This is a genomic window from Rhizobium sp. P28RR-XV (assembly GCF_012641385.1).
GTDB lineage: Bacteria > Pseudomonadota > Alphaproteobacteria > Rhizobiales > Rhizobiaceae > Rhizobium.
In genome coordinates this window covers 320,861-346,591 of the sequence record NZ_JABAIG010000005.1, presented here as the reverse complement: position 1 = coordinate 346,591, position 25,731 = coordinate 320,861, and the positions used below count along the sequence as shown (strand labels likewise).

At 57.3% G+C, this 25,731-nt stretch carries 31 protein-coding genes and 1 pseudogene; 10 read left to right on the top strand and 22 right to left on the bottom strand.

Features of this window, described 5'->3' with window-relative positions; translation table 11 throughout:
• Positions 1-230: 230 nt before the first annotated feature.
• From HGP12_RS13230 to HGP12_RS13195, 8 genes are all read right to left on the bottom strand, one after another.
• A complete protein-coding gene (locus tag HGP12_RS13230) occupies positions 231-419 on the bottom strand; it encodes a hypothetical protein (RefSeq protein ID WP_168879037.1) in 189 nt (62 codons plus the stop codon).
• 70 nt (positions 420-489) lie between these two features.
• Positions 490-864: a hypothetical protein gene (locus tag HGP12_RS13225; RefSeq protein ID WP_312862878.1), complete on the bottom strand. Its 375-nt coding sequence runs from the start codon at positions 862-864 to the stop codon at positions 490-492.
• 172 nt (positions 865-1,036) lie between these two features.
• Positions 1,037-2,368 carry a PQQ-dependent sugar dehydrogenase gene (locus tag HGP12_RS13220; protein ID WP_246703360.1) on the bottom strand — a complete coding sequence of 444 codons (1,332 nt, stop codon included), beginning with the start codon at positions 2,366-2,368 and terminating at the stop codon, positions 1,037-1,039.
• Entirely contained in the window at positions 2,365-2,814 is a 450-nt protein-coding gene (locus HGP12_RS13215) for a DUF2231 domain-containing protein (protein WP_168879036.1), read from the bottom strand. Before HGP12_RS13215 ends, HGP12_RS13220 begins: the two co-directional genes overlap by 4 nt.
• 202 nt (positions 2,815-3,016) lie before the next feature.
• On the bottom strand, positions 3,017-3,214 hold the full coding sequence (locus HGP12_RS13210; RefSeq protein ID WP_168879035.1) for a hypothetical protein: 198 nt from the start codon (positions 3,212-3,214) through the stop codon (positions 3,017-3,019).
• A 10-nt stretch (positions 3,215-3,224) separates the two neighbouring features.
• Complete coding sequence (locus tag HGP12_RS13205) at positions 3,225-3,407, bottom strand: hypothetical protein (RefSeq protein ID WP_168840603.1); 183 nt, start codon at positions 3,405-3,407, stop codon at positions 3,225-3,227.
• A gap of 83 nt (positions 3,408-3,490) precedes the next feature.
• On the bottom strand, positions 3,491-3,646 hold the full coding sequence (locus HGP12_RS13200) for a hypothetical protein (RefSeq protein WP_168879034.1): 156 nt from the start codon (positions 3,644-3,646) through the stop codon (positions 3,491-3,493).
• Between the two features lie 153 nt (positions 3,647-3,799).
• Positions 3,800-4,657: an SDR family oxidoreductase gene (locus HGP12_RS13195; protein WP_168840605.1), complete on the bottom strand. Its 858-nt coding sequence runs from the start codon at positions 4,655-4,657 to the stop codon at positions 3,800-3,802.
• A gap of 178 nt (positions 4,658-4,835) precedes the next feature.
• Between HGP12_RS13195 and HGP12_RS13190 the strand changes: the two genes are divergently transcribed.
• From HGP12_RS13190 to HGP12_RS13180, 3 genes are all read left to right on the top strand, one after another.
• Complete coding sequence (locus HGP12_RS13190) at positions 4,836-5,600, top strand: SDR family NAD(P)-dependent oxidoreductase (RefSeq protein ID WP_168879033.1); 765 nt, start codon at positions 4,836-4,838, stop codon at positions 5,598-5,600.
• A gap of 16 nt (positions 5,601-5,616) precedes the next feature.
• The gene (locus HGP12_RS13185) at positions 5,617-6,054 is read left to right on the top strand and encodes a PPC domain-containing DNA-binding protein (RefSeq protein WP_168879032.1); all 438 of its coding nucleotides are present in this window, start codon (positions 5,617-5,619) and stop codon (positions 6,052-6,054) included.
• A gap of 98 nt (positions 6,055-6,152) precedes the next feature.
• Positions 6,153-8,246: a catalase gene (locus HGP12_RS13180; RefSeq protein ID WP_168879031.1), complete on the top strand. Its 2,094-nt coding sequence runs from the start codon at positions 6,153-6,155 to the stop codon at positions 8,244-8,246.
• A gap of 87 nt (positions 8,247-8,333) precedes the next feature.
• On the opposite strand, the gene HGP12_RS13175 is transcribed toward HGP12_RS13180, so the two are convergent.
• From HGP12_RS13175 to HGP12_RS34465, 5 genes are all read right to left on the bottom strand, one after another.
• Positions 8,334-10,121, bottom strand: coding sequence for a thiamine pyrophosphate-requiring protein (locus HGP12_RS13175; RefSeq protein ID WP_168879030.1), 1,788 nt, complete (start codon positions 10,119-10,121; stop codon positions 8,334-8,336).
• A 103-nt stretch (positions 10,122-10,224) separates the two neighbouring features.
• Positions 10,225-10,461 carry a cytochrome C oxidase subunit IV family protein gene (locus HGP12_RS13170; protein WP_168879029.1) on the bottom strand — a complete coding sequence of 79 codons (237 nt, stop codon included), beginning with the start codon at positions 10,459-10,461 and terminating at the stop codon, positions 10,225-10,227.
• A gap of 46 nt (positions 10,462-10,507) precedes the next feature.
• Positions 10,508-11,143: a cytochrome c oxidase subunit 3 gene (locus tag HGP12_RS13165; protein ID WP_168879028.1), complete on the bottom strand. Its 636-nt coding sequence runs from the start codon at positions 11,141-11,143 to the stop codon at positions 10,508-10,510.
• The gene (locus HGP12_RS34470) at positions 11,136-11,399 is read right to left on the bottom strand and encodes a hypothetical protein (protein ID WP_281408506.1); all 264 of its coding nucleotides are present in this window, start codon (positions 11,397-11,399) and stop codon (positions 11,136-11,138) included. The genes HGP12_RS13165 and HGP12_RS34470 overlap by 8 nt, the downstream gene beginning before the upstream one ends.
• On the bottom strand, positions 11,380-11,796 hold the full coding sequence (locus HGP12_RS34465) for a cbb3-type cytochrome c oxidase subunit I (RefSeq protein ID WP_312862877.1): 417 nt from the start codon (positions 11,794-11,796) through the stop codon (positions 11,380-11,382). Before HGP12_RS34465 ends, HGP12_RS34470 begins: the two co-directional genes overlap by 20 nt.
• A 130-nt stretch (positions 11,797-11,926) precedes the next feature.
• On the opposite strand from HGP12_RS34465, the gene HGP12_RS34015 reads away from it, so the two are divergent.
• The 3 genes from HGP12_RS34015 (at position 11,927) to HGP12_RS13145 (ending at position 14,420) form a co-directional block, all read left to right on the top strand.
• A complete protein-coding gene (locus tag HGP12_RS34015; RefSeq protein WP_168879027.1) occupies positions 11,927-12,130 on the top strand; it encodes a hypothetical protein in 204 nt (67 codons plus the stop codon).
• A 13-nt stretch (positions 12,131-12,143) separates the two neighbouring features.
• Positions 12,144-13,301 (top strand): DNA topoisomerase IB, encoded by a 1,158-nt coding sequence (locus HGP12_RS13150; protein ID WP_312862876.1) that lies wholly within the window; start codon positions 12,144-12,146, stop codon positions 13,299-13,301.
• A gap of 537 nt (positions 13,302-13,838) precedes the next feature.
• The gene (locus HGP12_RS13145) at positions 13,839-14,420 is read left to right on the top strand and encodes a hypothetical protein (protein WP_168879026.1); all 582 of its coding nucleotides are present in this window, start codon (positions 13,839-13,841) and stop codon (positions 14,418-14,420) included.
• A 23-nt stretch (positions 14,421-14,443) separates the two neighbouring features.
• On the opposite strand, the gene HGP12_RS13140 is transcribed toward HGP12_RS13145, so the two are convergent.
• Together HGP12_RS13140 and treS are read right to left on the bottom strand one after the other, a co-directional pair.
• Complete coding sequence (locus tag HGP12_RS13140; protein WP_168840623.1) at positions 14,444-14,665, bottom strand: hypothetical protein; 222 nt, start codon at positions 14,663-14,665, stop codon at positions 14,444-14,446.
• Between the two features lie 534 nt (positions 14,666-15,199).
• Positions 15,200-16,846: pseudogene (gene treS, locus HGP12_RS13135) on the bottom strand (maltose alpha-D-glucosyltransferase); the annotation flags it as partial.
• A gap of 225 nt (positions 16,847-17,071) precedes the next feature.
• On the opposite strand from treS, the gene HGP12_RS13130 reads away from it, so the two are divergent.
• On the top strand, positions 17,072-17,359 hold the full coding sequence (locus tag HGP12_RS13130) for a DUF3175 domain-containing protein (protein WP_168879024.1): 288 nt from the start codon (positions 17,072-17,074) through the stop codon (positions 17,357-17,359).
• Between the two features lie 66 nt (positions 17,360-17,425).
• On the opposite strand, the gene HGP12_RS13125 is transcribed toward HGP12_RS13130, so the two are convergent.
• Entirely contained in the window at positions 17,426-17,845 is a 420-nt protein-coding gene (locus tag HGP12_RS13125) for an HD domain-containing protein (protein ID WP_168879023.1), read from the bottom strand.
• A 339-nt stretch (positions 17,846-18,184) separates the two neighbouring features.
• On the opposite strand from HGP12_RS13125, the gene HGP12_RS13120 reads away from it, so the two are divergent.
• The 3 genes from HGP12_RS13120 (at position 18,185) to HGP12_RS13110 (ending at position 20,209) form a co-directional block, all read left to right on the top strand.
• Entirely contained in the window at positions 18,185-18,712 is a 528-nt protein-coding gene (locus tag HGP12_RS13120; protein WP_168879022.1) for a hypothetical protein, read from the top strand.
• Between the two features lie 65 nt (positions 18,713-18,777).
• Positions 18,778-18,939, top strand: coding sequence for a DUF1328 domain-containing protein (locus tag HGP12_RS13115; protein WP_112421833.1), 162 nt, complete (start codon positions 18,778-18,780; stop codon positions 18,937-18,939).
• 190 nt (positions 18,940-19,129) lie between these two features.
• Positions 19,130-20,209: a PAS domain S-box protein gene (locus tag HGP12_RS13110; RefSeq protein WP_246703358.1), complete on the top strand. Its 1,080-nt coding sequence runs from the start codon at positions 19,130-19,132 to the stop codon at positions 20,207-20,209.
• Between the two features lie 106 nt (positions 20,210-20,315).
• Here the strand turns inward: HGP12_RS13110 and HGP12_RS13105 are convergent, their stop codons facing one another.
• The 6 genes from HGP12_RS13105 to HGP12_RS13080 all read right to left on the bottom strand — a co-directional run bounded on the left by HGP12_RS13105 (position 20,316) and on the right by HGP12_RS13080 (position 25,498).
• Positions 20,316-20,582 carry a DUF6894 family protein gene (locus HGP12_RS13105; RefSeq protein ID WP_168840627.1) on the bottom strand — a complete coding sequence of 89 codons (267 nt, stop codon included), beginning with the start codon at positions 20,580-20,582 and terminating at the stop codon, positions 20,316-20,318.
• Between the two features lie 63 nt (positions 20,583-20,645).
• Positions 20,646-21,146: a ferritin-like domain-containing protein gene (locus tag HGP12_RS13100; protein ID WP_168840628.1), complete on the bottom strand. Its 501-nt coding sequence runs from the start codon at positions 21,144-21,146 to the stop codon at positions 20,646-20,648.
• Positions 21,125-21,577, bottom strand: a complete 453-nt coding sequence (locus HGP12_RS13095) for a hypothetical protein (protein WP_168878836.1) — start codon at positions 21,575-21,577, stop codon at positions 21,125-21,127. The genes HGP12_RS13100 and HGP12_RS13095 overlap by 22 nt, the downstream gene beginning before the upstream one ends.
• Positions 21,578-21,699: 122 nt before the next feature.
• Complete coding sequence (locus HGP12_RS13090; RefSeq protein ID WP_168840629.1) at positions 21,700-23,985, bottom strand: xanthine dehydrogenase family protein molybdopterin-binding subunit; 2,286 nt, start codon at positions 23,983-23,985, stop codon at positions 21,700-21,702.
• On the bottom strand, positions 23,982-24,971 hold the full coding sequence (locus HGP12_RS13085; RefSeq protein ID WP_168879021.1) for an FAD binding domain-containing protein: 990 nt from the start codon (positions 24,969-24,971) through the stop codon (positions 23,982-23,984). The genes HGP12_RS13090 and HGP12_RS13085 overlap by 4 nt, the downstream gene beginning before the upstream one ends.
• Positions 24,968-25,498, bottom strand: a complete 531-nt coding sequence (locus tag HGP12_RS13080; RefSeq protein ID WP_168840631.1) for a 2Fe-2S iron-sulfur cluster-binding protein — start codon at positions 25,496-25,498, stop codon at positions 24,968-24,970. Before HGP12_RS13080 ends, HGP12_RS13085 begins: the two co-directional genes overlap by 4 nt.
• Between the last annotated feature and the right edge of the window lie 233 nt (positions 25,499-25,731).

The window sequence follows — 25,731 nt, the reverse complement described above, 5'->3', positions numbered from 1 at the left end:
ACAGAGTGTCGGAGCCGGAAATCGATCAGCACCGGATCATCTCGCCCATTTCGTTCAAGCGAGGCTCGGGACTGGCAAAGCCGCCGTATGGGATGACCGTTCATGAAATCAAAGGTCGACCACAGCCGCCATCGGCTTCGTCGACAGATTTAGCTCCCGTTCGTATGTTCACCCACTCATCGCTTCTTATGTAATTTATTTTCATCATAATGCGTCAAATAAGCGCAAAGTCAACGCCGTTTGAATATTTCCGGGATAATTTGTAATTTTTTTTCTTCACCGACAAAAACTGTCGCCGAGCTTTCATCCTCGCCCGGGGGAGGCTTGCGGAATAAAAAGCGCGGCTTCATGCATTGGCAAATGCATGGCGAAACAGTCCGCTGATCGCCGTTGAAATATTCATCGCCTTCGACGGGCATGAAGTGGCCGCGTCTCCGCCATCGGCGAAGCGCGCCGCGCCTACCGTCCATCTTATCCGTAAGATTTTGCTTACTTTTCGGCTCTCTGCAAAAGAATCCGCATTTCCTCGAACCGTCGTTTCCGGTCGGCATCCTGGTCGTTCGCCGTGTAGCAGGTGCTCGATACGCAGAACTTGGCAAGGTTATGAGGCTTGTCCGTCTTGTCGAACTCACATTCGAACGTGTCGCTCATCTCCGACGGAGCCGTTCCCTGCCGCGCGGAATAAGCCATGCGCACACCCGGGGGCTTCAACTCGGGAAAGGATTGGATCGCGCCGATCGAGAGCCCATCGGACAGGAAAAAATTCTTGGCCACCGTTTTGCAGGTTGCCTCGAGATCGGTCGATTGCGCGAATGCGGCCGACGGGATCAGCGTAAGAGTAAGCAAAACCAGATGTTTGAACACCGGAACCTCCATTGGATACGCTATGGACTCACTTAAGAGCGAGACCGACAAAAGCAAGTAGCAGCTGTATCGTCTTTCGCTATCAGCGCATCGACTGCGGCCTCACATATAACAAGGAAAACACCCACGGTGCGTGGCTTCGTATTTCCAGCCATTGCCTTTTCGCGAGAGATCACGGCGTTGCGGCACTAACGCGCCAAACGGTGTTTCCGACATCGTCCGCGATCAGAAGGCCACCGGCATTGTCGACCGCCAGACCCACAGGCCGCCCTCTCGCCTCATCATCGCCGTTCAGAAAACCGGTCACCACATCTTGCGGAGCGCCTTTTGGCTGCCCGCCCGCGAAGGGAACGAAGATGACCTTGTATCCATTGAATTGGTAGCGGTTCCAACTCCCGTGCTCGCCGACGAACGCGCCGCCGCGATAGGCCGCGGGCAGATTGGCGCCCATGTAGAAGACCATGCCGAGCGGCGCCACATGCGAACTAAGTGCGTAGTCGGGAACGATTGCTTTCTCAACCAGGTCCGGCCTTTGCGGCATGACGCGAGGATCGATATTCTTGCCGAAATAGCTGTATGGCCAACCATAGAAACCGCCCTCCTTCACCGAGGTCATATAATCCGGGACGAGGTTGGACCCCAGTTCGTCTCGCTCGTTGACAACGGTCCACAGGGCATGGGTTTCGGGCTGAAAGGACAGGCCGTTCGGGTTTCTGAGGCCGTCCGCAAAAATGCGATGACGTCCCGTAGCCCTGTCGATCTCCCAGATGGAGGCTCGGTCCATCTCGGCTTGGATGCCGTTTTCCGTGATGTTGCTGTTGGATCCGACACCGGCGTAAAGCAGCGATCCGTCCGGACTGGCCACAAGGCTCTTTGTCCAATGGTGATCGATCGGGCCGCCCGGTAGATCGGTCAGCTTCGTTCCCGGTTCGGGGATGCTTGTCTCCCCCATCTTGTAAGGGTAGCGCGTAATCTTGTCCGTCTCTGCGACATAGAGATCGCTGCCGACGAGAGCAACGCCAAAAGGAGAATTGAGATGGTCGAGAAACACGCTCTTCGTTTCGGCAACGCCATCGCCATCGGCATCGCGCAACAGGGTGATGCGGTTGCTGCCTTCGTTGCCGCCCGCCGACGTCGCCGCTGCCTCGATCCAGCCCATGATCAGGTCCTTCGGCCGCTTGACCGAAGCCTCAGGCGGGGCGACGGATTCCACCGCAAGAATGTCACCATTCGGCAGCACATAGACCGAGCGGGGGTGTTTCAATCCCGTCGCAAGTGCCTTGATCTGCAATCCCTTTGCAACTTGCGGCTTTTCACCGTTTTGCCAGCCGATGACCTTGGCGACGTGCATTGGCGGGAAAAGATATTGCGTTTGGGCTGGCAGCACCGGATTTGGTCCGATCTGTCCACCGGGATCCTCTTCGTTCTGGCTGCAGCCGGAAAGAATGCAGGTCGCGCCAAAGACAAGGACCGCAGCCATCGTCTCGCTTTTCCTGATGATCATGGCTCGACTCCAGTGCTTTCGTAGTCGATCAGCGCCCAGCATATCCAGCCCGCGATAAGGATGAAGACGACTGTCGCAGTAGAAAGGATAAGCCCCATGGGAACGACGGAAGTCCACGCGTCCCGGCTATGCACCAGCGCGTTCAGGAACGATAGAACGAGGATAAGAGCATTGCAGATCGCATAGAGCCAGATGGGACCTTGCATTAAGGAAAGGCGCCTGGTGAAAGCGTCGACAACTGCAGCGATGATTGCGACCAAGCCGAACAAGAGACCAACCGCCAGCAGCCATGCAGATGCATCCGCCCACATCATTTCGGCGGATTTCCAATAAGCCAAATCCGTTGCCAATGCGCCGATGAAGCAAACCATCGCAATTGGAACGAGAACAATGTGAAAAGGGCGATATGAAGCACGAGGCATCACATGAAGATCTCGATCGACCATGCCGGTGTCTCCAATATTTATTTCCGCAGAAAGGCTATCTGACTTCGACCGATCTGCTTTGTCGCGGACGCGAGAAAGGGTGGCATCGGGACGAATCTCATGGCCAAAACTCGATCATGAGGAACACAGCCGTCCAAGCTGAAGCCCGCCATAGGCGAGCTTTGCGATTTCAACAAAAGCGGACATTCTTCTACAGGCTGCACTACTTGCCGCCCTTTCGCTTGGGATCGTGACCATGATGACGATCGCGTTCTCCGCCACCGCCGGAAACCTTGCTTCGGTCGCGCCGATCGGGCTCGGCGGCCGGCTTTGGAATATTCAATGGCGCCTTGGCATTTTCATGCGATGCGCCCGGACCGCCTTGGCGGATGCTGGCCGGCGTCTTCGTCGAAGTCGACATTGGCACCTCCCTATCGATCCTGTTGATGACCTTGGTGGCTGGTGTTGATCTTGCTATTTCCCTGCTGGCCCTTCTTTTCGGGATCGACCGACATGTCAGGCTTGCGGGGGTCGGATACGGACGGTCTGGCGTGATCGCCGACGCCCTTATCGCTTCGGTTTGCTTCGGGAACCGGTGGTGGTCTGCTACTCATCATATCCTCCTATCGCTGCTTGTGGCGAAACTTGGCGCGCGGAAAACCGCAAAGCTATCTGTCCCTGACAGTGCGGGATGGCGTCACTGGGTCTGAGACGATTGCGTTGTGCCATCTGGAAGTGCAGGTTCACCAGGATGTAACTCGAAGGTGAAATAGACGGCGATAACGCAGGCAAGAACGAAAATCGTCGCAACAAAGATCATCATGCGGCGACCTGCTTGCGGCTGACGGTCCATCTGGCCTCCTCGCGAGCGTCTCGCCCGCGCCCAAGCGCGGTCATCTTCTCGGCATCACGGAACGGACAAAGGTTAACCCGCGTCCCATCCATAATGTTCCCGACAAATGGGCGGTAGTTCGGGTCTCTGTCTGTGCAACAAACAATCCAGCTATCACAGCAAGGGCTTGCCTCCCGTGACGGCGACCGTGGTTCCCGAGACATAGCTGGAGAGCGGGTCAGCGAGCATGACGTATGTCGTTGCCAGCTCCGCCGGTTGACCGGGCCGTTTCATCGGCACTTGCTTTCCGAAATGCTCGACGGCATCCGGCGCCAAGGTCGAAGGGATTAGCGGCGTCCAAATAGGTCCAGGCGCGACCGCATTGGCGCGAATGCCCTTTTCCGCGAGCAATTGCGCCAAGCCTGCGGTGAAATTTTGTATAGCGCCTTTGGTTGTGGCATAGGCAAGTAATGTCGGGTTCGGATTGTCCGAATTGATCGACGCTGTATTGATGATGGCGCTGCCCGGCTTCATATGCGGCACGGCCGCCTTGGTCAGATAAAACATGGCGTGGATATTGACCTTGAACGTCAGATCCCATTCCTCGTCGCTGATGTCGCCGATATCGTGAAAGCTTGCCTGATGCGCGGCATTGTTCACAAGGATGTCAATCCCACCGAGTTCGGTCACGGCCTTGTCGATGATATCGCGGCAATGCTTCGGATCTTGGATATCGCCTGAAACCAGAATCGCTTTGCGGCCTGCCTTCTCGACCCAGCGTCGGGTCTCGTGCGCGTCGTCATCCTCGTTAAGATAGGCGATCAGAATGTCCGCCCCCTCGCGCGCGAAAGCAATCGCGACCGCGCGGCCAATACCGCTGTCGCCCCCGGTGATGATCGCCCTCTTGCCGGCAAGTCTCTCCGATCCGCGATAGCTGTCTTCTCCGTGATCGGGCGCCGGATGCATGGCGGCCGTGTGACCAGGCATAGACTGCTGCTGTTGTGGGAATGGTGGCTTGGGGTAGGTAACCATGGTTGTCTCCAGGGCCTCGTGCTCGTTGGATTTCTTCATCTCCGAACCCGCTGGTTGGCGCCGGGTTCCCATCGATTGGCAAAAATCGATGACAACTGGGCCTGCAGGAACCTTGGCGCCGTCTGGCGGTTCTGCACGCAAGGCCAATCCGATAATTCGTTTGGAAAGGGACGCTCCAATGCATCGTTTCAAGGAAAAAGTCGTGATCGTGACCGGCGCAGCCTCGGGAATGGGAGAAGCCACCGCCCGGCGGTTTTCGGAGGAAGGTGCCAATGTCGGTCTTGTCGATCGCAACGCCGAGGCCCTGAGCAAGGTCATTGCCGACCTGCCAGCCGAACGCAGCATGGCGCAGGTGGTGGACGTCTCGCAATCGGCCGCAGTCGACGCGATGGTTTTGGCCGTTGTGGACAGGTTCGGTCGGCTTGATGTGATCGTCAATAATGCGGGCGTCCACGAGGCTGGCGAACCCGGCGACATTTCCGACAAGCGTTGGCGCAATGTCATGGCCACCGACCTTGACGGCGTGTTTTTCGGATGCCGCGCCGCCATTCCGTATCTTGAGAAAACCAAGGGCGCGATCATCAATACCGCATCCGTTTCGGGGACAGGGGGCGACTGGGGAATGAGCCCCTATAACGCCGCTAAAGGTGGTGTCGTCAATCTTACACGGGCATTGGCACTCGATCTCGGCAAGAAAGGTATCCGCGTCAATTCGGTATGTCCGAGCCTGACGCGGACGGGCATGACCACGGACATGCTCAAGGACGATGCACTCGTCGCCAAATTCACGCAGCGCATTGCGCTCGGTCGTGTCTGCGAGGCGCATGAAGTCGCCGCCGTCATCGCCTTTCTGGCAAGCGACGATGCAAGCTTCGTGACCGGTGCCAATATCGCCGTCGATGGCGGGGTTTCGGCTTCCAATGGCCAGCCGGCGCAAGATTAAAGCGGAGGCGACTGTCATGAATTTCAAGAAAATCGAGCTCCAGAACGGGCAGAAGACCTATATCGTCGTGCTCGACACCAATGAGGAGGCTTTCTCCACCCTCCGGGCATTCGCCGCGGACCAGCATTTGACCGCGGCCTCGATTACTGCGATCGGAGCCTTCAAAACGGCGACCGTCGGCTGGTTCGATTTCGCAAATCGCAACTACCACAAGATCCCAATCGTAGAGCAATGCGAGGTGCTGAGCTTGGTGGGCGATATCGCCACCGGTGATGACGGCAAGCCAAGTTTGCATCTTCATGCCGTTCTCGGCCTTGCGGACGGATCTACTCGTGGCGGCCATTTCCTCGACGGCATCGTTCACCCGACATTGGAAGCAACCGTCGTCGAAACGCCCGCAGATCTGCATCGCCGTCATCAAAAGGACCTCGGCATCGCCTTGATTGACCTTTGAAATCTGTTGCCTCGCCCCTCACCAGGAACAATGCCGAGCGGCAAAGGTTCGACCTCGCGAACCCGATACGAACATGAGTTCGACAAAAGGAGAACAGCATGGCGAGCGAGATGAATTTCGAAACATCACGCGGTGAAGGCGGCGAGACGCATCAGCAGATTACGGCAAAGGTGTCCCATGACGCGGTCGATCATCTGACGACCAATCAAGGCATACGGGTCTCAGACAACCAGAACAGCCTGAAATCAGGCCAGCGAGGACCGACGCTGCTGGAAGACTTCGTTCTGCGTGAAAAGATCTTCCATTTCGACCACGAGCGGATCCCCGAAAGGATCGTTCATGCGAGGGGGTCGGCCGCCCATGGCTTCTTCGAGCTTTATGAACCGCTTTCTGATATCACTCGCGCCGATCTGTTCCAGCGCAAGGGCGAGAAGACGCCCGTTTTTGTGCGATTTTCCACGGTTGCCGGCGGCGCAGGATCTGTCGACACGCCGCGGGACGTGCGTGGCTTCGCCGTGAAATTCTATACCAAGCAGGGTAATTGGGATCTCGTCGGCAATAATATCCCGGTGTTCTTCATCCAGGATGCGATGAAATTTCCGGACCTCGTGCATGCGGTCAAAATGGAGGCGGACAGGGCCTATCCGCAGGCCGCCTCCGCCCACGACACCTTCTGGGACTTTGTGTCCCTGATGCCGGAATCGACGCATATGCTGATGTGGGCGATGTCCGACCGCGCTATTCCCCGTTCCTTCCGCATGATGCAGGGCTTCGGAATTCACACTTTTCGCTTTGTCAACGAAGCCGGCAAATCCACCTTCGTTAAGTTTCATTGGAAGCCGAAGCTGGGTATCCAATCCCTGGTCTGGGACGAAGCTCTCAAGCTGCAGGCAGCCGATAACGACTATCATCGTCGCGATCTTTTCGAGGCCATCGCGGCAGGGCAATTTCCGGAATGGGAACTGGGGTTGCAGCTCTTCGACGATGCCTTTGCCGAAAGCCTTCCCTATGACGTCCTCGATTCCACGAAAATCATCCCCGAAGAGATACTGCCGCTCAAGATCGTCGGGCGGTTGGTGCTCGACCGCAATCCGGACAATTTCTTCGCTGAAACGGAACAGGTGGCGTTCTGCCCTGCCAATATCGTTCCTGGTGTCGATTTCACCAACGATCCATTGCTGCAGGGACGTCTGTTCAGCTATCTCGATACGCAGAAATCCCGTCTGGGCACCGCGAACTTCCACCAACTGCCGATCAATGCACCGAAATGTCCGGTCATGAATTTTCAACGTGACGGGCAGATGCAGATGGCGGTGCCGAAGGGTCGAGCCAATTATGAGCCCAACAGTCTTGGCGACGATGGCGAAGCCGGCGGTCCGCGTGAATGTCCCGTCAGCGGCTTTCAAACCTACGAGCATCAGATTGGCGAGGCGGAGCAGGGTGACAAACGTCGCATTCGCGGAGAGCTTTTTGCCGATCATTACAGCCAGGCCCGCCTGTTCTGGAAATCGCAGACACCCTCGGAGCAGGCCCATATCGCTTCGGCGTTCGTCTTCGAATTGTCGAAGGTACAAATGGAGCATGTGCCACCCCGTATGGTCGGCAATCTTATGAATGTCGACACCGCGCTCGCCAATCGTGTTGCCGCCGGCCTCGGTCTGGTTGCGCCCCAAAAGAACGCGCCGGCGCGCGAACCGATCGACCTCGACGCATCCCCTGCCCTGTCCATTCATAGGAATATGAAAGAGAGCCTCGAGGGGCGAAAAATAGGCATATTGATTGCCGCCGGGAGCGACGCAAAAGCGGTCTCCGATCTCGTTGATCTGTTGAACGAGGCCAAAGCAACACCCTTCCTTGTAGCGCCGAGGATCGGCGACACAAAGCTTTCCGACGGCAATACGATCAGAGCCGACGGGCAACTTCTTGGGTCGCCGTCGCAGATCTTCGACGCGGTTGCCGTTGTCCTTTCCAAGGAGGGTGCCGCTACGCTCGCCAAAGAAGCTGCGGCCGTGCAATGGGTGATGGACGCGTTCGGGCATTTGAAGGCGATCGGCCACGACGCTCCTGCCAAAGCGCTTCTCGACAAGGCGGGAATTCAGCCCGATGCCGGCGTCGTCGACCTCGTTTCAATTCCGGGCGCTGCAGCCAAACGCTATTGGGACCGTGAACCCGCAATACGCATGCTCGCTTGAACGGTAAGGCTTTCATGTTGCCGGAAAGCCTCCGTCTGGCGACAGGCGACACCCGCCGAGCTCTTTGTTCGGCGGGTGTTGTTTTGGCTATTTGCGGCCAGGGAGAATGGCACTGAGCGCCTGCTTCAACGTACCTTTGACGACACCGCTTTCCTCCGGATCCCCCTTTAATAAAGCGGCGGTAAGATTGCTCATCTGCTCGAAAGTCAGATGCGGCGGCATGGGAGGCACCTCCGGATCAGTCTTGACCTCGAGGACGACGGGACGTTTGGCGGCGAGCGCCTCATCCCACGCGGCTCCCAGATTTTCCGGTTTGTCGACAAAGACGCCCCGCAGACCGATGAGCTCGGCAAAGCGATGATAGGGGACATTCGGAATACGCTGGGACGCATCGAACTTCGGATCCCCTTCCATGACGCGCTGTTCCCAAGTCACCTGGTTGAGATCCTCATTGTTGAAAACGCAGACCACCAGCCGGGGATCGGGCCAGTTTCGCCAATATTTGGCAGCGGTAATCAGTTCGGCCATGTTGTTCATCTGCATGGCGCCGTCGCCCACGAGTGCAATGACAGGCCGGTCCGGATGAGCGATCTTGGCCGCGATCGCATAGGGAACGGCCGCCCCCATGGACGCGAGGCCACCGGACAAGGAAGCCATCATGCCGCGCCGCATGCGGAGATCCCGAGCATACCAGTTGGCGCACGAACCGGAATCGCTAGTGACGATGGCCCGGTCGGGAAGGCGGGGCGAAAGTTCCCAGATAACGCGCTGCGGATTAACGGGATTGGCCTCCACATGTGCCCGTATCTCGAGCGTTCTCCACCACTTGCCGACGGCGGCTTCGATCTTCTTGCGCCAGGAAAGATCTTGCTTTTGCTTCAGGAGCGGCAACAGCGCCTCCAGGGTTTCACGCGCATCGCCGACCAGATTGACCTCCATGGGATAGCGCAGGGAAAGCATATCCGGTCGTATATCGATCTGAACGCCGCGCGCATCGCCCTCCTCGGGAAGAAATTCCGAATAGGGAAAGCCGGAGCCGATCACCAATAGCGTATCGCAATCGCGCATCAGGTCCCATGATGGCTCGGTTCCGAGAAGGCCGATCGAGCCCGTAACCCAGCCAAGATCATCGGGCAGCGCCGCCTTGCCGAGCAACGCCTTGGCGGCACCGGCGCCGAGGCGATCGGCAACCGCGATCACCTCCTGTATCGCGCCGAGCGCACCAGCGCCGACTAGAATCGCAACCCGCTCACCGGCATTCAGCACCTCGGCGGCACGCCTCAGATCGATTTCATGCGGCACAGTTCTCGGCGCCGTATAGCCAACGCCCGACATCACGGAACCATGCTTGCGCGGCGGTGTTTCATAAGGCATTTCCTGCAAATCGTTCGGCAGGATGACGGTGGTTACGGTCTTGTTGGCAAGAGCGATCCGCACGGCGCGATCGATCAGGTGCCGGATCTGCGCAGGCGTGGCTGCCTGATGCACAAAATCGCCGGCGACATCCTTGAAGAGCGAGGCGAGATCGACCTCCTGTTGATAGTGCCCGCCAATGGCACGCCGGGCCTGTTGGCCAACCAGTGCCAAGACCGGCTGATGATCAAGCCGCGCGTCGTAAAGGCCTGTGACGAGGTGCGTGGCGCCCGGACCTGAGGTCGCGATACAGACCCCCAGTTCACCGGAAAATTTCGCATAAGCCGATGCCATAAAAGCCGCCATCTCCTCGTGACGGGCCTGGGTGAATTCGATTTTTCCCTCTGCACGGTTCAAGGCACCGAAAAGACCGTTAATGCCGTCTCCCGGATAGCCGAACATACGCCGTACGCCCCAATCGTGGAGGCGCTGCACGATGAAATCGCCAACCGTCTTTGCCATGATCTATCTCCGCTTGTTACGCGCCGCCATTCCCCGACGCAGATGGCGTCCAACAAGCGGAGCTCGCTTATGTTCCCGTAAACAACGGGCGATAAGCGCTTCGCTAGGAGAAAGCACGCGTCCAGTAATCGATGCCAAGGAAGAGCAGCAAAACGAGAAGCCACGCAGAAGCAGCAAGGGCCGCGATGCGGTTTAACGCATCTTCTTCGTCCAGATGCATGTAGCGCCAATAGATCATCGCCGACTTCAACAATGCAATCGACAAGCTCGCAGCAAGGCCAGCTACGCCGCTCAACGGCAGGCTGGCGCAGATGGTGATACCGAGCAGACCAAGCAGCATGATTCAGAGTGATACCAGCGGATTTATCTGCCGTAACATCGGGTATTTACCTGCCAAATAAAATACCGGATAGAGAAAGACCCAGACCCACATCGACGAGATGCCAATATAGCCCGGCGACGACAAGGACTATAGAGCGTTGCGGGAGTGCAATGGCGCCTCGCGCCGTTTGAAATGACAACAGCAACAAAAGCAGGATACCGACGGTCAAGTGGGCGGCATGCAAAGCAGTCGCCGACAGATAAAGATTCATGAAAAGATGCTGGATACTTGTGTCATAGCGCGCTTCTATTCCAGGCACCGGTAGCAGTCCTTCGGCGAATTCCAGCCGGTACTCATAGGCTTTAGGAGCCAGGAACGCCAAACCCGACATCGAGGCGCCGGCAAACCGGCGAGCAGAAGATCCAGCCTGGCCTGTTTTTGCGCTCTCGACGCCCAGCGCGACGAGCAGGCTCGAGGTCAGCAAGATCGCGGTATTCATCCCGCCAATGCCAAAATGCAAGGCATGCGAGGCGTGCACGATCTCCGCCGAATGGGCCATTCGCATGGCCGCAGCGACACAGAACAGGCCTCCAAACAGCATGATTTCGCTGCCGAGAAAGACATACATGCCCATCATGGCCGCTCGATGCTGCTGCCGGGGATCGGTGAAAGGTTCGGCAACGGGTTCGGTGTCAGGCATGATCCTTCCTCATCTCGATCTCGTAGTCGTAGGGTGGTCTGTCGATGACGGGTACATGATCGAAATTGTGCTTCGGCGGCGGCGACGGTATCGTCCATTCCAGACCCGTCGCCGCCGGCCGGCCGACCATAGCGAAAGAATAAATGAAATAGATCAATGGCATGAAATAAGCGACACCAAGTACTGCCGCACCGCCGGTCGAAACGACATTCAGCACCTGAAACTCCGGCGGATAATCATGATTGCGTCTCGGCATGCCGAGGTAGCCAAGTAGGAATTGCGGGAAGAATGTGAGATTGAAGCCAATAAAAAAAGAAGATGGCGGTCACACGACCCCATGCGAGCGGACACATGCGGCCGGTAATTTTCGGCCACCAATAATGCAGCGCACCAAAGAATGCCGAAATGGTTCCACCAACCATGATGTAGTGAAAATGGGTGATTACGAAATAGGTGCCGTGCACGTGGACATCGATCGCCAGCATAGCGAGCATCAGGCCAGTCAATCCGCCGAAGACGAAAAGCCCGATGAATGTCATGGCGAAGAGGAATGGTGTGTGGAGTGAGATCTGGCCTTTGAAGAGCGCCGAATTCCCTGAATTCGCTCTAGCGATCATGCCAAACGAAAAGTGGGGTCGAAATCCGATCTTCACCTGAACGCGCCCGTGCGACCGCCAACGTCCTGCCCTGCCAAGCCAAAAGGAACAATGCGGCGTGCGGACGGTTTCATTGCCAAAAGAGAGGCGTCAGCTGACGCGTCGAACGCTCAAAAAGGAGACCTCTATGAAACATCAGCAACCACGCGACGGCGCGCCGGGGACCACGGACCAATCACCGCGATGGGAAGGACCGGCGGGATCAAGACCAGCCGGATATCTTCCAGCCAAGGATGGGGGGGAGAAAGCACGCGATGCGCACGGCGAGAATAACGACCATCCTCGCAAGCGCCGGGTATCCGACGCATTGAAACAGAAGGGCGACGATTGACGGCGGTGCACGGGTGAAAACGGAAGTCGTTATACCGGGCGTAATCCCCGATGAGCGCGGCGACGCATCGACGGCGGAAGACAGTTTCACGCGCGATTCGGGTGACCCTGGCCGCGGCAGACAAACTGGCACGCGGACTGGAGATTGGCCAGCTTCGGGAAATGAAGAGATCGTCTATCTTGCTGGACTTGAAACGGGCATAACCCGCAGAAGGAGCGGCACAGGCTTTTCCTATTATGATCGAGAGGGGCAGAGGATAACCGCTTCGGAAGAGCTCGATCGGCTGTCCGCTTTAGCAATTCCCCCCGCCTACACGGATGTGGTCATATCGCCGGATCCGAACAGCCATCTGCAGGCGGTCGGCCGTGACGCAAGGGGGCGCAAGCAATACCGGTATCATCCCAGCTGGATCGCCATGCGGGAAAACGAGAAATTCGGCCAATTGGCCGAGTTTGGACGGTCGCTTCCGGCCATCCGCAAGCGCGTCGATATCGATCTCAGGCGACGCAAACCGGGCCTTGCGAAGGGGCTTGCAACCGTGGTTTCGCTGATGGACAATCTTTTTGTCCGTATCGGCAACGAGGCCTATGCCGTGGAAAACGGCTCCTATGGCCTGACGACGCTACGCGGTCGCCACATCAAAGCGATTGGATCGCGCCTGCAGTTCCGCTTCAAAGGCAAGTCCGGCAAGGAATGGCGCCTTAACGTCACGGACAGGCGGATCGTCCGCGCTATTCGCATGCTTCAGGAACTGCCAGGCCAGCACTTGTTTCAATATGCAGACGAAAACGGACTGATCCATCCGATCCGCTCGCAAGACGTGAATGCCTATATCCGCGAAGCGACAAGCTGCAACTTCAGCTCGCGTCAGTTTCGGATATGGGGTGCCACGCGCATGGCGGCAACAGCGCTTTCGCTACTCAAGCCGGCGGATACCGTAAGGGGACGAGCAAGACAGATCAATGACGTCATCGATGGCGTCGCGGCGAAATTGGTGAACACCCGTGCCGTTTGTCGCAGCTCCTATATTCATCCCCGCGTTTTCGAGGATTTCGACAATGGCCGTCTTAGCGAAATCGCCAAAATGCGCGTGCGAAAAGGATCGGCCATTCTCAAATGGATGGATGAAGACGAATTGGCGGTGCTGCGTTGGCTGGAAGCATTGGGTTGAGCGGCGCCGGCAATTTGATCTCTTACGCGGCCATATGTTGGTAGCTCTCGGCACATTGACGACAGCTATCGGCGCAACCCGCCATGCCACCGATATGTTCGCAGTCAGCGGCGCACTCAAGGCAGATCGCTGCGCATTCCCGGCATCGCTGTGAATGATGGCTTGAGCTGACCAGCATGGAATATGCGGCAGCCTGGCGGATCTCCACCCATGACATCATCAAGCGGAAATGGGCGGAGCCAGTCTGCTTGCCGCCTGCGTGCAGGCAATGAAGCATGGCTGTCGAAAGGCAGCGGCTATAACAGCGCAGACAAGCCTCGACACATTGCTGTTCCCGCCGATCCAATTGCATGGTCATCTCCAGGAATTTCTTCGCCGCTCTGCGATGCCGCCAAACCGGCGACTGAGCTGATTGTTCCCAACCGGCCGGAGCAGGCCCGATGAGCCTTAGAATGTGGGCGTGAGCAGGGAACATGTGGGTCTTTCAGACAGTTACATCCGCAAATATGCGTTCCGACCCACGAAGGGAGATGGTTCATGCCGATGGTCGCCGGACTTTTCGACGAATACTACGAGGCAAAGCTTGCGGTCGAGCTACTGGAAGATGCCGGAATTGCATCGCAGGGCATCTCGATCATTTCTCGCACCCTTTATGGTCGTAGGATCGATGAAGGAGACAATCAAACGGCGGCGAATGCGACCGGATGCTCCGGCGCTGGAGCCGTGGCGGGTGGTCTTTTGGCCAGCCTCGACGTCATGTCAATTCCCGGCATCGGTCCCGTCGTGGCCGCAGGCTGGCTTATCACGATGCTGAAAGGCCCGGCCGGCGGTGCGACGGGAGGCATCATAGGAGCATTGACCAGTTCAGGCATTCCAAAAGACGATGCCAATGTTTACGCGGAAAGCCTACGCCGAGGTGGGGCGCTGGTTATCGCCCAGGTCAAACAGACGCAGGTTTCGCTTGCAAATGAAATTCTCGATCGCGTGCCGCGGATCGATATTGCGGCGCGCCAGGCATTCTACGTACAAACCGGCTGGGAGGAATTTGAAGAGAATCGCGGCCCTTACGATCCGCCGGATCGTGATCCCATACATTATGCTCCTCTGCCGCGTGTGTGAGAGCAGGCGTGGCCAGCAGGACATCAGGTTCGTATGTCAGCTGCCTTCGCCAGGAGCAAGAGCTGCTTTTCGTCACGGATGCCCTTTTGATACAGCTCGATGATCAGTGCTGCGGCTGCTTCCGCTTCTTCGCTGTCGCGCCTAGCATCCCGCTCGATCAGGAAGGCGTCGAAGGCACGTTGGCAGAGGTTGAGTTCGGCCGGAGCGAGGGGATAGGCCCGATTTTGCAGAGATTTCCGGATCATTACAGTCTCTTTCTATCAAGAGCGATGCGCCGCGGCAGGAGCTCCCTTGAGAACCGCCGGCATCGAGGTCTGCCGTTCTGGACGTTCGAACTCGTCATCTTTCGCTCGCCTCGGCGAGCCGCCAAACTTGCACCCGGGAGGCCGCCTAGCGCGTACGGAATGCGCTAGGATCGGCGCGAGAAAGCCCAACGCTTCTTCCCGCGAGGTTTCGTTTATCGATCACAATCCTATGGACGATATGTCGCCATGGCCCACCCCCTCGTGGCGAGCCGGGCCTTGCTTACCCCAAATGTACGCTTTCCAGGCTGAGAAACCGGTGCGCGCTTTTCCTGGAAATACTCCAACTAAATCGAACTGCGGTATCAAGCGGATGTTCCGGGGGATCGCTCATTTTTTTGTGGGAACGAGATTATCTCAGCGAATGTGATGAGGGATCGGGATCATGTTGGCCTCCGGCCGCGCAACAAACGTTGGGCTGGCAAACGCAAACCTGGGAACAAAACACTCTTGCAAGCACGCTCACCTGGGCGGGCACTCCAACTGGAGCCAAAAATATCCGTAGGGCGGAAATGTCAGCGTACAGGGACGCTCGCCAATGACTGGAAATGCTGCGCCGCCAAACAATTCCCTCAGGCGTTGATCTGCATATTGGCGCAGATCGAGATCGGCCGCTTGCGGCACCTTCGACAGATTCGCAACGCAAAGCACGTGATCGCCGCCGCATTCCCTGACATAGGCAATGACGGCGACATTATCCGTGCCGACGAAATGAATATGGCCCCGCGCGAAAGCTTCATGCTCGGAGCGAATTGCCAAGGCGCGGCGAATCCAGTTTAGCAGGGAATGTGGGTCATTCTCCTGCGTCGCCACATTGAGCGCGCGAAATCCGAACCGGGCATCGTCGATGGGCGGAAGCGCAAGCGCCTCGGGATCGCCATTTGAAAACCCACCGTTTCTACCGTCGGACCATTGCATCGGTGTGCGAACACCGCTTCTATCGCCCAATTCGACATTATCGCCCATGCCGATTTCATCGCCGTAGTAGAGCACCGGGCTGCCCGGCAGCGAGAGCAACAGCGCGTGCAGGAGTTCGACGCGACGCCTGTCTTGATCCATCAACGGCGACAGACGACGTCGGATGCCGAGGTTGAGGCGCGTGCGCTCGTCCGACGCATAAGTGTCCCACATGAAATTGCGCTCGGCCTCGGTGACCATTTCCAGCGTCAGCTCGTCATGGTTTCTGAGGAAAATAGCCCACTGGCAATCTTCGGGAATGTCGTGAGTCTGCTCGATCATCGTCACGATCGGCTGGCGGTCTCCGGTTGCGACCGCCATGAATATTCGCGGCATCAGCGGAAAATGGAAAGCCATGTGGCATTCATCGCCCTTTCCGAAATAATCTCGTGCCTCATCCGGCCACTGGTTGGCTTCGGCCAGAAGAATGACGCCCGGATAGCTGGCATCCAGAGTCTTCCTAATGCGCTTGAGCAGCTGATGGGTTTCCGGAAGATTCTCGTTATTGGTGTCGTCCCGCTCGACCAGGTAGGGAACGGCATCGAGGCGAAAACCATCCACTCCGAAATCTAGCCAGAAGCGCATGATGCCCAAAACCGCTTCGACGACCGCGGGATTGTGATAGTTGAGATCCGGCTGATGCGAATAGAATCTATGCCAGAAATAGGCTCCCGCAACCGGATCCCAGCTCCAATTGGATCTTTCGCTGTCGATGAAAATAATGCGCGTCTCGGCAAACTTGTCGTCCGTGTCCGACCAAACGTAGAAATCCCGCTCAGGGGAACCAGCGGGTGCATGTCTCGCACGTTGAAACCAGGGATGTTGATCGGATGTATGATTGATGACGAGCTCGATGATGACGCGCATCCTGCGCGCGTGAGCGGCGTCTATGAAGACTCTAAAATCGTCAAGGTTTCCGAACTCCGGGCTGATGCTTTCGTAATCCAGGACGTCGTAGCCATCGTCGCGCTTGGGGGACGGATAAAAGGGTAGCAGCCAGATCGTGTTGACACCAAGTGATGTCAGATAGTCCAGTTTCTGGGTGAGCCCCTCGAAATCCCCAAATCCGTCACCGTTTGCGTCGAAGAAGGATTTGACGTGCAGCTGATAGATTACGGCATCCTTGTGCCAGGATGGATACCGGAGCTCCCGTTCAGTCCTCTTCAATCGGCTGCTCCTCGGGCAACGCTATTCGCCAATTTAACACCCCTCGGAATTAATATCGCCTGGCGTGTCTTCAAGGCCGGGATTGCGAATGTCTGCCTCGAAGGTGACGTTCGGCTGGTCAACATCCCGGGAACACAGGAGGATCCCTCGGTGTTTGGCTGAATGCCATGGGGCCTTCCCGACGCGGCTGTCCCCGTGGGCATCATTTCAAGGAGGAACGGAACGATGTCAAAAAAGAAATCGAAAAAATGGTCAAAGCGGGTCACCGACAACAGCGACGCCCTGGATCTTGACCAAGGCGTGTTCAAACAGCGCAGCGCCAAGAAGATCGCCGACTCACTCAAGCAATCCGCCGAGCAAAGCCATCGTCGCAAGGCCAGCCCATTTCAATCGGCGATGTCCATGCTGAACTTTTATATCAATCGCGCAGGCGACCAGCTTTCGAAGTCGAGGCGGACAACGCTGGAAAAGGCGAAGACCGAATTGCGCAAGGATTTTGGCCGCGAACCCTAGTCAATCTGCGATTGGCATATGAGCATCGAACTGCCGAAATGCCGGACCAGGGGCTGCTAACCGAGATTAGATTTTCCCCATCATTCCGAGCAATATCTGCAAACCACGCTGATATTTCTCGCCGCTCTTGCCGATTTGTTCGCTTTGCCACAGATTATCCTCCAAATCGGCCTTCTTTACTGGCAGTGCCAGTGCATTCGTTGCCGCCCTGATGACGAATTCGTCATCCGACTCGTCCGCTCGCCGCGTCAACGCGTTGACGGCGGAGACGATCCTTGGCGGAAAACCCTCTTCTCTCAATCGATCGAGCGTCCATCCCCTTCCCTTCTCGACGACATCGTGAAGATAGGCGACCATGCGCGCGTCTTCCCCGGAAACGAGAAGTGCAATCCGCTGGCAATGCTCGAAAAAAGGGCGCCCCGTCTTATCGGTCTGCCCCTCATGCGCCTCGAGCGCAATCTGTATGGCTTGGTCAAGGTGCCTCATGACGTTCTACGCCTCCAGTCATTGCAAATGCCCGCCGGACCGGCAAGCAGATCGAATAGTCAGGGTACAGGACGCCATCAGAGCCCGTGGAAGGTGCCCTGAGCGCCGGCCCGGATCTTATACCCTCTTTGTCGAAAGACACGGAGACCGGCAACGCAGACCTTTTCCAAGAAGCGCATCCCGCGAATCAGCCAATGAACCAAGCTCGAAAAGGATTGTTCCCTCCCCGTCGCCCCACAACACCGCTATTAGCGTCTATTTTCGTTGCAATTGGCGGTCTGCCATGCTGATGCCGAAATTTTCTGATCTTGCGTTCCCACGACTTTGGAAGGGCGCCGCATGGAATTCATCACTCGTTATGTTGATCAACCATTGCTTGATTGTGGAGCGATGGCGCTGCGAACGTGGCACGAGCACACACGTCAATCGCCGCAGAAACTCGTCCCTTTCTGGACTCTTTTCGTCATATTGTTGCTTTTGTCCGCAACCAGCCTCTTCCTGGCGGGCACTGCCTACAAATTGACCTCTGCCGCCTTGTTAATGCTCTCCCTTCCGTCGGTCCAAATGCTGACGCTCGGCCGCACGGCCAGAACCTACGATATCCGAGCCTACCGTGCGCTGGCGACAGTTGCAATTCGCAAGCGCGAAACTGAATGGGCCGTTCGCCTGACGGTTCTCTTCACCTCGGTCGTCTTTCCGTTCTGCATACACGTCGATGATCAGACGACGGCATTTTTTCTCATTGGCGCTAGCCTTTGGTTCGCACTCATTGTGCCGGCAAGGCTATATTTGGACGCAGCCGAACCGCCGCCACCGGCCGACGATGGCCGCAAGGTTTCCTCGCGAGCAACGATGGTTGTCGCTTAACTTTCAGCCATGGAACAAATTGATAGCCAAGCCCGTTCTCTATTGGGTAACAAATGGAGAGTGAGATGCTTTACTATGCGTTGGTATTTCTCGTCGTGGCCCTGATCGCCGGCGCCCTTGGATTTGGTGGTATTGCCGGTACATCCGCATCAATTGCTCAGGTGCTATTCTTTATCTTCCTGATATTCTTCGTTGTCTCTCTGGTCATGAATGTAATGAGACGCTAGGCGATGGCGAAAGAATTGACCTCGGAAGTTCCGAATGCCGGGTTGCCAGATGAGTTGAGCATAAACATCTTGTATCTCTGGCACCAAGGCCGACCCATTCGGCTTGATGCCAGAGATATGGGATATCGTCGTTTACCCAAAACGGCGTGACAAAAACGGGAGGCAACGCATGCGTGAGGAGGCACCTCACTTGCTGCAATCAATAGATTTGCAACGCGAAACAGCACCGAATTCATCATCACGCGCGACGGCCGTTACGTCTGGAGAACCCTCGGGCACCGACGCCCCTCCAGCGCAAGCCTTGCTCGCAGCCATCGTCGAAAGCTCCGACGACGCGATCGTCAGCAAATCCCTTACCGGCCACATTACGAGCTGGAACCGTAGCGCCGAACGGCTTTTTGGGTATGCGGCAGTCGAGGCGATCGGACAGCACATTTCCATTATCATCCCTGATGACCGACTTCATGAAGAAGACGTCATTATTTCCAGCATTCGCGCCGGAAAGAGAATCGAGCACTATGAAACCGTCCGCCGCCGGAAGGATGGAACCTTGCTGGATATTTCGCTGACAGTGTCGCCGGTCCGCGACAGCCACGGCACCATCGTCGGCGCTTCGAAAGTCGCACGTGACATTTCCGAGCGCAAGCGTGCCGCCGAACGCCAGGTCCTGCTGCTTCGGGAAATGAATCATAGAATCAAGAACATTTTCGCCATCGTGAGCGCAGTGATCGGATTAAGCGAGCGCACGGCAACCACGGTCCACGAACTTGCTCGCGACGTACGCGCCAGAACCAACGCATTGGCAATCGCGCACGAACTGACCCTGCAGGATATTGGGCCGACGACCTTCCAGTCGCAACAAACAACGCTCTTTGCGCTTATGAAGGCTCTTTTTGCCGCCCATCAGATCGACGGGGTCGAGCGCGTCTCGATAGATGGCGAGGACATACCGGTGCGAGGAAATATGTTGACACCACTCGCCTTGCTCCTGCACGAGTTTTCCACGAACGCCACGAAGTACGGCGCTTTATCGACGCCTGACGGCCGCATCGAGATCGACGTGCGCCATGACACTGATTTTTCGCTTGTCTGGACGGAAATCGGCGGACCGGCGGTCTATCGGCCTGACGGGCAGGGCGGCTTCGGATCGCAACTCGAAAAAGCGACCATCGGGTCACTTCAGGGTTCGATCGAGCGCGAATGGGATCCGACCGGGTTGAAGATCTCGTTGCGAATTCCCGCCACCATCCTCCGTGGAGAACAGCGCTGAGACCGTTGAGAAGCTGTAATCTACGTCCACATATATGGGAAGAAGGGCAATGGGACGAGACCCGAGTCCCGGAAAAAGCGTTGACGCAAAGCCTTCGTTTACACAGCTACTGGCTATGGTCGCCTCCTTCTTCTTGGATAGCCGGATATGAGATCTCCATCAGCAATGCCAACCGCACGATGGGAAGCTTGTCGCTTCCTGCGATTTCGACAACCAGCCGTTCCCCATGCTTTTGTGGAATACCGTCAGCAGCCATTTCCGCCAATATATTCTTTGCTTGCGCGATAGCGGACATGAGATCGGGCAGATCACAACCTTCGCCGTCATCCCATATGCAGTCGCTGTCCTGCGTCACAAAGTAGAAGGTTGTCATGTTTAATCTCGTGCGATGCGCTACGCCGGCAGCGCATCGCCGAATGAAATGTCAACCGCTCTTCTACGCCGCCTTCTTTGCCTTTGCGTTCGCGGCCGTTTCCGCCAGCTTCGTAAGCTTCTGGTCGGTCGCTTTTTCCTCAGCCAGGGTCTGCTGAAGGAGAGGTACGGCGTCCTTCAAGCCAAGTTGCTTGGCCCATTCGATAAGAGTGCCGTAGCGTGCGATTTCATAATGCTCGACAGCTTGAGCCGAGGAGATTAGGCCAGCGTCGAGCGCAGGGGTGCCCTTGAACTCTTCCGTGATCTCATCGGCTTCGGCTATAATGCCCTGGATCGCTTCGCATGTCTTACCCCGTGCCGGCTTCCCAAGCATTTCGAACACCTGCTCCAGGCGTTCGACATGCGCTTGCGTTTCATCGCGATGTTGCAGAAAGCCTTGCTTGCCTTGTTCTGCCTGCGCTGCCCGCGCCATCTTGGGCAGAGCCTTGAGAATTTGCTTTTCGGCGTAGTATATGTCTTTCAGAGTGTCCAAGAACAGATCGTTCAATGTCTTCTCGGATGCCATTGATTCCTCCAACGATTATCGGTGCGTTCTTTTTGCGCGGCCGACCTTTGATAGCCTGCGGGAAAGCCGCCTGTGCGGCATTTCATGAAAACAAAATCACGAGCTCTTATGGCCCTGCCGGCCGGCCTTCCCATGTTGTTCGTGGCTGCCACCACGTGTTGCCTCTTTTGACTGCTCGTTGCGAGGTGAGGCTTGCTGCTTCGTGCCAGTATTCTTGTGGCTCTGCTGACCAGCCTTAACGTGCTGGTCATGTGAACCGCCTTGAGTTGCCATGTTCTTTCTCCTTGGCTTGATTGCGAGACCTTGCCGATCTCGACTTCCAAACAGATGGCCAGGGCTTTGGTTCCACTAAGACTTTCAAAAAAATACTGTTGCTCTATTTCGACAATTGATGCTGTCAAGATGGGACGGCAGCCAGTCTGATCCGTCAACTTCGCTATCACGAGCTGGGTATTCACCGTCCTGCGAACACCCGGCTTGCGCCTGCAATCTTAGAATTCTTCATCAACCGACGCCCTGCATGCAACCCGCCTTGCTTAAGGCTGCACTTACGCTACATCATTTTATCAAGCGTGATCGGCAGCTCGCGAACGCGTCTACCTGTCGCGTTAAAGACGGCATTGGCGACAGCGGCTGCCACTCCTGTGATGCCGATTTCACCGATGCCGCGTGCTCCCATTGGTGCTTGTGGATCGGCGACATCCGTGTAGATGATGTCGATCTTCGGCACATCCATCTGCACAGGCACATGATATTCGGCAAGCGAGGCGTTGACAATGCGACCGGTCCGCTCATCGAAATTCGTCTCTTCCGTCAGTGCGAGACCAATTCCCATGACAATGCCTCCCTTGAATTGGCTGGTCGCCGTTTTGGCATTCAGAATGCGCCCGGCGTCAAATGAACCAAGAAAGCGAGTGACCCGAATTTCTCCCGTAACCTCGCTGACGCGCACTTCGCAGAATTGGGCGCCGTATGAATGCATGGAGAACGCCTGCATCTCGGCCGGCGGTAGGGCCTCGGCCTGGCAGACCAGTTCATTGCGACCGGAGCGATGGAGGATCGTTTCATACGTCTCGAAACGTTCGGCATCGTTGCGATGGCCGATCCCTCCCTCGCGCGGCTCGACATCGGCGAGCGAAAGGCCGGCGAGCGGCGAGGCATTTCCCGCGAGCTTGATCAGCTCTTCGATAAACACATCCGTCGCGGCAATGACAGCGCCACCGATCGACGCCGTCTGCGTCGAGCCTCCCGCAATGACGCCGCGAGGCAAGTCGCTATCGCCATATTCGAAGGTAATGCGATCGGCCGGAATGCCAAGTCGCGCAGCAATATGCTGCGTCTGCGCGGTAGCAGTGCCCATTCCCATGTCGTGAACCGCGGTCGAAACCGTGACGCGGCCGTCAGCCGTGAGCTTGATACTAGCGGCAGTTCCGGGGAAACGATGGTAGGGATAGGTCGCCGTCGCGCAGCCCATACCGATCAGCCATTCTCCGTCGCGCTGCCGACGCGGCTCCGGGTTGCGGCGATGCCAGCCGAATTGCTTCGCGCCCCTGTCATAGGCATCAAGCAAATGACGCGAAGAGAAGGACTTCCCGCTCGTGGGATCCTTTTCCGGCTCGATACGCTTGCGCAGTTCAACCGGATCGATCCCGAGCTTGTCGGCAAGTTCGTCCAGTGCGCATTCGAGCGCGAATGTCCCGACAGCTTCGCCCGGAGCGCGCATGAAAGTATTTGCCAGCATATCCATGTCGGCAACTTCCTGAGCAAGGCGAAATGTTTCGGCAGCATAGAGATGCCGGGCTGGAAAGGTAAACTGCTCGGGACAGGAATTATGCAGCGTCATGGCGACGATGCCGGTATGTATGAGCGCATTCAGGGTTCCGTCGGTAGTAGCGCCCAGCGCCACCCGCTGCTCCGTCACCGTACGGCCGCCGACCAGGCGAAAGACGCCCTCGCGCGACAGCATGATCCGGACCGGACGCTGCGCGAGCTTGGCGGCCGCGCAGGCCAGGATCTGATGATCCCATAGGCACTTGCCGCCAAAGCCTCCACCGACATACGGGGAGGTCACACGCACCTTGCTCGCATCGATGCCGAAAACCTCGGCGAGTTGCCCCGCGGTCAGATCGATCATCTGCGTCGCATCGTGCACACGCAGTTCATCGCCTTTCCAGACGACCGTCGCGGCATGCAGCTCGATTGCGTTATGATTGTACCGAGGCGTTCGATAAATGTTGTCCACCTGCACGTCGGATGCCTTCAACGCGCCTTCCGCATCGCCGATTTCCAGGATGGGCGGCTCGCCGAGCAACGTGTCCAGCTGACGCGGCTTCCTCTTGGCCTCCTCAAAGGACGTAACCGCCGGCAAGGGAGCATATTTCACCACGATCAGCGATGCGGCGTGATCGGCTTGTTCCTGCGTTTCTCCGAGAACAACCGCGACCGTCTGGCCGTTCCAATGGATTTCGTCATTCTGCATGACGGGCAGGTCGCTTGCGCCGGCGGCCGACGGCGACGACATCATCAAGGACGGCGCTTTCATTCGGGGCGCATTGCGGTAAGTCATCACGAGTACGACGCCGGGCGCCCTTTCGGCTGCAGCGGTATTAAGTTCGGTCACGCGACCCCGTGCGATCTTGCTGAAGACGAGGGCGGCGTAGCAGATGTTCTCATACGGATATTCGGCTGCAAATCGAGCCTTGCCCTGGACCTTCAGCGGCCCGTCGACCCGCGAGATCGGCCGTCCGAGCGCGCCGTGCTTGCGCAGCAATGGGTCGGATGTGACGGCTGGTTGCCAGCTGCGGGGCATTCCTTGCGGAGTGTCGGATCGTACGCTCATGCGGCCTCTCCCTTTAATTCATCGAGCACGGCGACAATCGTTCGTTTCGCCAACTCGATCTTGAATCCGTTATCCTTCAGGGCAACCGCCGCGGCGAGTTCGGCTTCGGCTGCCGCGCGAAAGCTTTCGACGGTGGCGGGCTCACCTTTCAGGGCCGCTTCGGCCTTTAAGGCCCGCCAGGGCTTATGCGCAACGCCGCCGAGCGCCAAGCGGACATCGCGCACCTTGCCCGCCTCATCGATGTCGATCGCAGCGGCGACGGAGATCAAAGCGAAGGCGTAGCTCGCGCGGTCGCGCACCTTGCGGTACGTGGAGCGTCGGGCGAAGGGAAGCGGCGGAATTTCGACCGCGGTGATCAGTTCATTCGGCTGCAAGTCCGTTTCGATATCGGGCCTTTCACCGGGCAGTCTGTGCAGATCCATGAGCGGCATGCTACGCAAACCAATCGTACCCTTGAGATGTAGCCTCGCATCCAACGCGGCAAGCGCGACGGACATGTCGGACGGATGGGTCGCGACACAGGAAGACGAGGCGCCAAGGATCGCATGATAGCGATTGAAGCCGTCTCTGGCATCACAACCGTCACCCTGATGCCGCTTGTTGCAACGCGCGGCGTCATCATAGAAGTACCGACAGCGCGTGCGCTGCAAGATATTACCGCCGACGGTCGCCATATTGCGGATCTGGGCGCTCGCCCCGGCAAGGATGGAGCGGGTAAGCAGAGGAAAGGCCGCGCGGACATACGAATCTGCCGCGAGCGCGGTGTTCTTTGCCGCGGCGCCGATGAGAAGGCCGCCGTCAGGACGTGGTTCGATGTCGGCGGGTAGTTGCGTAATATCGATCAGCATGTCCGGGCGTTCGATATCTTCACGCATTAGATCGACGAGATTCGTGCCTCCCCCGAGATATCGTGACGCGTTACCGGCCTTGGCAAGATCGATGGCCGTATTGGCATTGGGTGCCAGCTGGTAGGAGAAAGGGTTCATGGCCGCGCCCTCCCCTTGGTCTCCGTTTCACTTTGCGCGAAGGTCTGCGAGATGGCCTCGACAATACCGTTATAGGCGCCACATCGACAGAGATTGCCGCTCATTCGTTCGCGAAGCTCAATCTCATCAAGAACGACGCTTGTCGCGGAAAGGTCCTTTGTGACGGCACTCGGCACGTTGCGGTCGACCTCATGCATCATGCCGATCGCGGAACAGAGCTGGCCCGGCGTGCAATATCCGCATTGAAAGCCTTCACATTCGACGAAAGCATGTTGCAGCGGATGAAGCGGGCCTCGTGAAGCAATGCCTTCAATCGTCGTAATACTTCGGCCTTGATACTGGACCGCAAGCGCCAGACAGGAATTGATGCGTTCACCATCGACCAAGACCGTGCAGGCGCCGCAAGCGCCTTGATCGCATCCCTTCTTTGTGCCGGTGAAGTTCAGAATATTACGCAGCAGATCGAGAAGCGATGTGCGAATATCTGCCTGCACCTCGACATTTTCACCATTAATCGTGAACCTCATGATTCTTGTCTCCATGATGGCAACCGATGCGCTTGATATCGGGGATTAGCGTCTGGCCGGCGTTTCCCGGTGACACCCGCTCCGCGGCCGCCGGCGCCCTCGTCCGATCGCCGGAGCGTTGGACAGACTTGCCCCTTTCGAAGCCCGGCCGCTGTCTAAGCGAGAACCACGCGAACGGCCAATTGTTCCCAGGAGATTCCCGATGGCGAAGATTTAGATAAGGAGCGCGCCAG

Excerpts from the sequence above, each read along its gene's own strand:
- HGP12_RS13230 (WP_168879037.1), bottom strand. The coding sequence starts at position 419 with ATGCCCGTCGAAGGCGATGAATATTTCAACGGCGATCAGCGGACTGTT.
- HGP12_RS13220 (WP_246703360.1), bottom strand. The coding sequence starts at position 2,368 with ATGATCATCAGGAAAAGCGAGACGATGGCTGCGGTCCTTGTCTTTGGC.
- HGP12_RS13215 (WP_168879036.1), bottom strand. The coding sequence starts at position 2,814 with ATGGTCGATCGAGATCTTCATGTGATGCCTCGTGCTTCATATCGCCCT.
- HGP12_RS13210 (WP_168879035.1), bottom strand. The coding sequence starts at position 3,214 with ATGTCGACTTCGACGAAGACGCCGGCCAGCATCCGCCAAGGCGGTCCG.
- HGP12_RS13205 (WP_168840603.1), bottom strand. The coding sequence starts at position 3,407 with ATGAGTAGCAGACCACCACCGGTTCCCGAAGCAAACCGAAGCGATAAG.
- HGP12_RS13200 (WP_168879034.1), bottom strand. The coding sequence starts at position 3,646 with ATGGACCGTCAGCCGCAAGCAGGTCGCCGCATGATGATCTTTGTTGCG.
- HGP12_RS13195 (WP_168840605.1), bottom strand. The coding sequence starts at position 4,657 with ATGGTTACCTACCCCAAGCCACCATTCCCACAACAGCAGCAGTCTATG.
- HGP12_RS13190 (WP_168879033.1), top strand. The coding sequence starts at position 4,836 with ATGCATCGTTTCAAGGAAAAAGTCGTGATCGTGACCGGCGCAGCCTCG.
- HGP12_RS13185 (WP_168879032.1), top strand. The coding sequence starts at position 5,617 with ATGAATTTCAAGAAAATCGAGCTCCAGAACGGGCAGAAGACCTATATC.
- HGP12_RS13180 (WP_168879031.1), top strand. The coding sequence starts at position 6,153 with ATGGCGAGCGAGATGAATTTCGAAACATCACGCGGTGAAGGCGGCGAG.
- HGP12_RS13175 (WP_168879030.1), bottom strand. The coding sequence starts at position 10,121 with ATGGCAAAGACGGTTGGCGATTTCATCGTGCAGCGCCTCCACGATTGG.
- HGP12_RS13170 (WP_168879029.1), bottom strand. The coding sequence starts at position 10,461 with ATGCTGCTTGGTCTGCTCGGTATCACCATCTGCGCCAGCCTGCCGTTG.
- HGP12_RS13165 (WP_168879028.1), bottom strand. The coding sequence starts at position 11,143 with ATGCCTGACACCGAACCCGTTGCCGAACCTTTCACCGATCCCCGGCAG.
- HGP12_RS34470 (WP_281408506.1), bottom strand. The coding sequence starts at position 11,399 with ATGCCGAGACGCAATCATGATTATCCGCCGGAGTTTCAGGTGCTGAAT.
- HGP12_RS34015 (WP_168879027.1), top strand. The coding sequence starts at position 11,927 with ATGAAACATCAGCAACCACGCGACGGCGCGCCGGGGACCACGGACCAA.
- HGP12_RS13145 (WP_168879026.1), top strand. The coding sequence starts at position 13,839 with ATGCCGATGGTCGCCGGACTTTTCGACGAATACTACGAGGCAAAGCTT.
- HGP12_RS13140 (WP_168840623.1), bottom strand. The coding sequence starts at position 14,665 with ATGATCCGGAAATCTCTGCAAAATCGGGCCTATCCCCTCGCTCCGGCC.
- HGP12_RS13130 (WP_168879024.1), top strand. The coding sequence starts at position 17,072 with ATGTCAAAAAAGAAATCGAAAAAATGGTCAAAGCGGGTCACCGACAAC.
- HGP12_RS13125 (WP_168879023.1), bottom strand. The coding sequence starts at position 17,845 with ATGAGGCACCTTGACCAAGCCATACAGATTGCGCTCGAGGCGCATGAG.
- HGP12_RS13120 (WP_168879022.1), top strand. The coding sequence starts at position 18,185 with ATGGAATTCATCACTCGTTATGTTGATCAACCATTGCTTGATTGTGGA.
- HGP12_RS13115 (WP_112421833.1), top strand. The coding sequence starts at position 18,778 with ATGCTTTACTATGCGTTGGTATTTCTCGTCGTGGCCCTGATCGCCGGC.
- HGP12_RS13105 (WP_168840627.1), bottom strand. The coding sequence starts at position 20,582 with ATGACAACCTTCTACTTTGTGACGCAGGACAGCGACTGCATATGGGAT.
- HGP12_RS13100 (WP_168840628.1), bottom strand. The coding sequence starts at position 21,146 with ATGGCATCCGAGAAGACATTGAACGATCTGTTCTTGGACACTCTGAAA.
- HGP12_RS13090 (WP_168840629.1), bottom strand. The coding sequence starts at position 23,985 with ATGAGCGTACGATCCGACACTCCGCAAGGAATGCCCCGCAGCTGGCAA.
- HGP12_RS13085 (WP_168879021.1), bottom strand. The coding sequence starts at position 24,971 with ATGAACCCTTTCTCCTACCAGCTGGCACCCAATGCCAATACGGCCATC.
- HGP12_RS13080 (WP_168840631.1), bottom strand. The coding sequence starts at position 25,498 with ATGAGGTTCACGATTAATGGTGAAAATGTCGAGGTGCAGGCAGATATT.